4 protein-coding genes are annotated in these 6,722 nt (G+C 35.3%); all 4 read right to left on the bottom strand.

Annotation, left to right across the window (positions count from 1 at the left end):
* Positions 1–599, bottom strand: a 599-nt coding sequence (locus tag FD17_RS12650) for a class III lanthionine synthetase LanKC N-terminal domain-containing protein (protein ID WP_477218326.1), incomplete at its 3' end; no start/stop codon positions are given.
* A gap of 133 nt (positions 600–732) precedes the next feature.
* Positions 733–2,631 (bottom strand): S53 family peptidase, encoded by a 1,899-nt coding sequence (locus tag FD17_RS12655; RefSeq protein WP_057826541.1) that lies wholly within the window; start codon positions 2,629–2,631, stop codon positions 733–735.
* Between the two features lie 25 nt (positions 2,632–2,656).
* Positions 2,657–4,357 carry an ABC transporter ATP-binding protein gene (locus FD17_RS12660; RefSeq protein WP_057826542.1) on the bottom strand — a complete coding sequence of 567 codons (1,701 nt, stop codon included), beginning with the start codon at positions 4,355–4,357 and terminating at the stop codon, positions 2,657–2,659.
* 866 nt (positions 4,358–5,223) lie between these two features.
* Positions 5,224–6,013, bottom strand: a protein-coding gene (locus FD17_RS12665) for an IS5 family transposase (protein ID WP_156653631.1) whose coding sequence is annotated in 2 segments (ribosomal slippage) — positions 5,224–5,743 and positions 5,742–6,013 — 792 coding nt in all. Because the reading frame shifts where the segments join, the coding sequence is not laid out codon by codon here.
* Positions 6,014–6,722 lie beyond the last annotated feature (709 nt).

The following is a 6,722-nucleotide window of genomic DNA, read 5'->3' on the forward strand; positions in this document are numbered from 1 at the left end:
TATGCATTTACACAAGATATTTTACGCTCTCCAAATGGAGGTACATAGTAATAAGGTACCCGTTTATCTGGGACGAGGTTTCCTCGGTTATCTTTTATAGCTGCAACAAAGTTTCCTTTATAATTCATCATCATTTCTGAAAATCCACCATATCGGAAGAAAACGTTGCTATTATGCCATTGCTTATCATTTAAAATGTAAGGCCCAGCGTGATAAATAGACGTGATCCTTTCTAACGGTTTTAATAATTCCACAAATTCTTTTTCATTGTGAGGATAGATTGTAACAAATTTGCCTGAAGCTGCTCTGTCCGCATACTTCGAGTTCTTTTGAATTAATTCGTTTTTATTAACAGCAAACTTAAACGATATTCGATGTTGTATTAAATAATTAGAAACATCATATAACAATCTTTGTGCCTCATTTATCGTTGCCGTTATGTGAATTTTCCATCCTTGATCCGGTAATATATTATCATTATCCGTATACATCATGTAATGCCAATAATTATCCGTGTAGTCTAACCAATCCGTTACATTAAATGGCGCCGTTGTGAAAGCGTCCATTTGGTTACTTAAACCTACTCCTGATTTAGTCATACCATAAAAGATACTTACTATCGGTATTCATATACTTACAGACATCTGAATTCATCATTACATTTCTCCTTTTCAACTTCCCAGCTTAGCTTATATCTTAGTTAGTCTTTAAAGCTTCCCAAGTTGAATACATCTATTGATATTTTAAAAACAGCTTTTTAAAATCGGGAATTCCTAAACCAGTAGCCTGGTTATACACTTTCCCAGGCTCTCCAGTATAATAGTTATTGCAGTTATTGGTTGTTCCATTCAACGTCTTAAATACCGAATTATCAAATTTAGCTAATTGATAAATCTGAGGATTCCAGAATCCCATCTTTTTATGACCAGGAGAACTATTAATTAAGGCAGCAATTCCCGCAAATTGTGGAGTGACGATACTCGTTCCACCAGAAATACCCCATGAATCTTTTCCATCTGCCTGGTATACTCGATATCCCATCATATTTGCCGATATATCTGGGTAATTACGCCCATGATCTTTTCCACTAAGCAGTGGCGGCGTGCCATTTATTGGTAGCAAATTATAAGAAAAGTATTGCCACGCATGAAATGTATTAATCCCCGGAACACCCATCTGATAACTAGGTGTATGATAAAAGTGAGCAAAACCACCGCCACTACCACTGATCATTTCTCTAGCAGTAGCAAGCGTATGCTTTCTTTTTGGCAATTTAGCCCATATATTTGTAGCAAACCCCCATGCAGTTTCTGGACCTCGATAGCTAAACACATGTTCATTCTCTTTTACATGAAAAGAGCGAACCGTTGCCCCCACGCTTGTTACAAACGGGTTCGTGGCTAATGGGTCTTGCCCTGTATTTTGATAATCCAATAATGCATGATTTTTATACATAGATCTCAAATTTCCATGAATCCCAAAGTCACCCGCTGCAGTAAAATTAGAATCCCCCTCTAAAGCACCCTGAGCCAAAACTAAATTAAGTAGGTAACGATAATGTGGCGTGGCCAATCGATGGCGTGCTAAATAAGCTATCTGGTTTCCAAGCCCCCAGCTACTAGTTGTTACTGATATTTTGGGATCATCAAATGCCGTTAAATAAGCATTTAGAAAATTCATAATATTAGGATATGGTTCTGGGACAAAAAAGATTTTAACCTTTGCACGTTTGGCAATTGCACCAGCGATTTCTGCATCTTGCGTTGCCTCTAAATCATCTTTTCCAGCTCGAGTTTTCTCAAATCGATTTGAAAACACTTCTTTTATTTTTAATCTCTTTTGACTAGTACTTGCTCCTTCATGTTGCCAAAAATGTAATACATTTTTCTTCTTAGCTGCTCCAAAAGCAATGATACCTATTTCCGTTCCTCTACCAGTTAATCCATTACGATATAGATATTCTCCATCGTAATGTCTCATAATTTTTTTAACATCTGATCCACCTCTATTCGATTTTTTCCCTTTCATTTCTGAATTATTAAAAGAATTGCTAAATACATTATGATAGTTGTAATCCGTGATCCCGATTATCGTTAAAACGGTCCTCGATAATTCTTTCGGTATGTAGTTTTTCCTTGTCCCAAAGCGGACAGGGTTAGTGTGATAAATAGCCTTTTGGAGTTTAACATTAAAAACCTTATCGATAGACCTTACCCGACCACTAACTTTAAGTACCATACGATTCTTAAACCAAGAACATTTTAAATGGTGTTGATTTAAATAATGCTTCCACCTAGTTAAGATCCTTAATGACTGACCATAATGTGTTCCGATTTTGTTTGCTGTTAAGAAATGTTTGAAGTGCAAATCACCCGGAGTATTAACTGCTATAGCTTGGTGTAGAATCTTATTATGCTGCTTCGGATTTAAGATAATATCAAAGCTTTTATATTCACTCCCTTTTATCCGATTTGGGTGGATAATTTTTGGCGTCATTAAGGCCTCATAGGACTGAACGTTTGACTTATAGGAAGCTGCCTTAGCATTGTTATCCTTAAAAGGACAGTTTAGTATCAATTCAATCAAAAGTGCTACATTTACCAGATTAATCATTAAATGCATATTACGCATAAGATCCTCCTATATATATATAATTTTATAATTTCTGCTCATTCACAAATCTTTTATATTCTGGCAATTTTGCCAATAGTTCTTTATGAGTTCCACAAGCAAGTATTCGATGGTCATCAACAAAATAAATTAAGTCTGAATGCACAATTGTTGATAAGCGATGCGCGATAGAGATAACCGTTCTATCTTTTGACAATCGTTCCAATGATGTTAATATATTTTTTTCAGAATCGGAATCCAAGCTTGAAGTAGCTTCATCTAGAATAATAACTGGTGTCTGTTTTAAATACGTTCTAGCAATTTGAAGTCGCTGACGTTGACCACCGGATAATTTAACCCCTTGTTCACCAACAATAGTTGAGATTCCTCTTGGCATTAAACTAATATCGGATGATAAGTTGGCAACATTCAAAGCATGGTTAATCTCCGTATTATTTGGCTTTGTATCCAATCCGAATAACAAGTTATCTTTTATAGAACCAGATAATATACTGTTCTCTTGCGTAACAATACTAAATAATTTACGCCAGCTACTTAATTTATACTTGTAAGCCGGCGTCTTTCCAAGTAGTAGTTCTCCTTTATCAATTGGATAAAGCCTAGTCAAGATATTAATAATGGTTGTTTTCCCAGCTCCTGAAGGCCCGACAATCGCAATCTTTTTTTGCTGTTCAAAGCGTAAGCTAACATTTCTCAAAACTTCATGTTGTCCATAAGCAAAATAAACATTCTTTAAAATTAGGGGGTTTTGTTCTTGTCTTCCAGAAATCACCAAACCATTATCATCTTCAGTTGGTATAGACATAATCTCATTAATCTTTTGAGTTGCACCAATAGCTTGCTTATAATCTGAATAAAAAACGGCCAAGCTATTTATAGGATTAGTCAACTGAAAAAAGTAAATCAAAAAGGAGACCAAAGTCCCAAGAGTCATTGTGCCATTCGTTACCCTTGCGCCACCGTATAAAATAAGCGTAAGGATGATTGAATATGACACTAATGTTTGAATTGGATTAGTAATTGAAAATACTTCATCAAATTTTACAGATATATGGTAGAGATTCTGAATATACCTATAAAACCTGGCCAGAACGCCCTTTTCAGCGTGATTTAGCTTAACTGGTCTAATGTTTCGCAAGCTCTCAGTAGTCGTTTCGGTTAAATTACTCAGTTCTGTTTGACTTTTAATTGAATATCTTTCAATAATTTTTCCAATCGGAACCATAATCAAAAAGACTAACGGGAAACAGAAACATATTAGTATGGTCATTTTTAAATCTAGAGTTACTAAAACAAAAAGCGTACCAATCACCATGAACATGCTACTTATATTGGCAGGAATAGTAACTGATACAAAGTTTTTAAGAATTGATGCATCATTTATAACCCTACTAGCCAACTGACCACTTAGGTTATTATCAAAAAAAGAGGTTGGTAAATGCATTAAATGTGTTTGAACTTTCGTACGCACATCGGCAATTAATCGATCTCCTTCTCGACTAACTAAAAAGTTCCCCATGGCTGTTATTAATGTACTTGCTATCAGTAGGCTGCCTATAGTCAGCAATACTTGTATACCCATTTTATTTTCAATCAGTTTTCGCATATCAATAGCATTCCGTATAATTAATGGCAAAACAATGTTTAACAGAGTGCTAATTAGACTAAAAAGTATCCCCATAACAAACATTGTGTTGACACTAAAGAAGCGAATTTTATATTTCAATTGCTTTAATACCTCACAAACTTTGTATTTTTCATTTTGATAATAACCTAAGATACAGGATTGTTCTGATATAATTCAAAAAATGCAATTCATAGAAAGTAAATGCATCAATTTGAAAAATATCATCTAAACACTATTTTTATAATGTTCGTAATTAAGAAAAATAGGCCAACACCTTAATTAAAAATGTCACAATTAAAGTATTGGTCTATTTACAAAATCACAAGAAGTAAATCAAATCACTTGCAGAAGATGCTAAGGCCACTCTTGCACATATGGCTTCGGCTACTGTGCTTCAACCCCAATCCTTGTGGATCATTGTCATCAGTGGGTTGCTGTTGTAAATCCAGAACTGGATTATTCAGGATTCTCGCCTCTTTATTAATTGAACTAAATTCATGATACCATCATAATTACCGGATTAAAGGCGTTTTACAACTTTTTTACAATAAAATTAGCTCGCAATAATAATTGCATAATTTGGTAATTGTATCATTTAAAAATATAATCTGTTTTCATAATTACGGTATCTTTATTACAATTTAATAAACAATTATTCGATTAACCCCCTTAAAAGTTCCCTATTATTGATTTAAGTAATGCCTTTATTTCTATGAAAACATTATGCAAACTCTCATTTTAAAGTAGTTATCCATTGCCAAAATTTGTAATTAACATCATGGAATCTTGCTAAATGAAGTTCATTAAAAATAGTACCTGTTTGGCAGCTATCAGTAATGGTAGTAAAATATCGGAACTACAACCGAAACTTAACGAACGTATAGCTCTTATATGAGTGCTAAATTGAACAACAATGGGTCAATTGCACTTGACGGCCACATCTTCTTAGAAACTGTTTGAGATCTTTAAAAGCGCCGCAATAGAACTGACATAAAGGCTAAGGTCATCATCGTGGCACTCGTATGTAACTGCCTTTCGCAATTTTTCCACAGTCGTCGACATTTTTCTATCCAACTAAAGGATCGTTCAACTAGCCAACGTTGTGGCAACACTTCAAACTTGTGTAATTCATTACGCTTGGCGACCTGAACGGTCGCCTGTAGATTGTTCATAACATCCAATTTAAAGTTAACTCCTGAGTAGCCACCATCAACTAAGACATTGCGAACATATCGAAGATCATTGGCATGTAAAGCAATCATTGCACTCGCCCCGTCTCGATCAGAAACATTTGCCCGCGTGATATGAATGGCCTGCGGAAAGCCATTCATGTCCACGGCCAGATGGCGCTTAATCCCCGAGATCTTCTTACCAGCATCGTAACCTTTGTTTTCAGCGGTGGCAGTATTTTTAACGCTTTGAGCATCCACGATAATAAATGAAGTTAACGCCGAACGATCTTGTTGAGATCGTAAGGTAAAGACAATTTTTTAAAACTTGGTCCAGTAATGACGGCTCCGTTGGAGCCGACTGCTGGGACCACAAGCGAAAGTAAGTATAAACCGTTTGCCATTTAGGAAAGTCATGTGGCAGGGCTCGCCACTGGGATCCGTTTTTCAATATGTATAAGATCGCACAAAAGACGTCATATAAATCAACTTGGCGGGGCTTCGTTCGTTGATGAAAGTTTTCTAATTCGGGACGAATCACTTCAAACTGCTGACGGGTGATATTACTGGGATAATTAGGCATGATAACTTCCTTTTTTTGCAAAAGTATATCAAAGTTTAAACCAGATCTCAAACAGTTTCTAAGATTAGATCCAGTTAGAAACTGATTAATTTCAGCTTCTAGCTGGACCTTTTTCGTTACACTGGAGATGAAGCCAGAGACCGAACATAGCCTCAGGGACTTCGAGTCCGTAATATAAAAGGGTCACCTAGTACCGATAAGAAACTGTCCCAAGCTAAGGGCCTAAAATACGCTGAGAAGCTTCAACACCTGGCCAAGGATAGTTTAAAAATGTAGGTTTCCTACATTTCAAGGGTGCCTTTTACACTTAATTCCAATGACTATTTTTTAGGGCGGATTACTATGGCAAAAATGGAAGATATTACGGACATTACCAAGCTCCATCCAAACAAACCATGTATTCGATTGTATGCAATTATCGGTATTAGTGTTAGTAACTTATGTTGAAAAAATGCATTTAAAAATATTGTTAAAGTTACCGCCCATAATATAAGAGTTAGCAAAAATAATTTTTTCAAAAAGTACATCCTTTCACTAAACGATTCGGTAAATGTTTTGAATATCTATAAAAAATGACAATTCTTAGACATCGAGAATTGCCATTTGAATATTATATTAATAAATTTCCAATTATGTAACTTAAAATTGTATCACTATAATTAGTAGTATAACTGCTAATCAAGGTAGCGTCAAGAATCTTGTGTAAATGAAA

Origin of the sequence: Lentilactobacillus sunkii DSM 19904 (genome assembly GCF_001435575.1) — a bacterium.
GTDB lineage: Bacteria > Bacillota > Bacilli > Lactobacillales > Lactobacillaceae > Lentilactobacillus > Lentilactobacillus sunkii.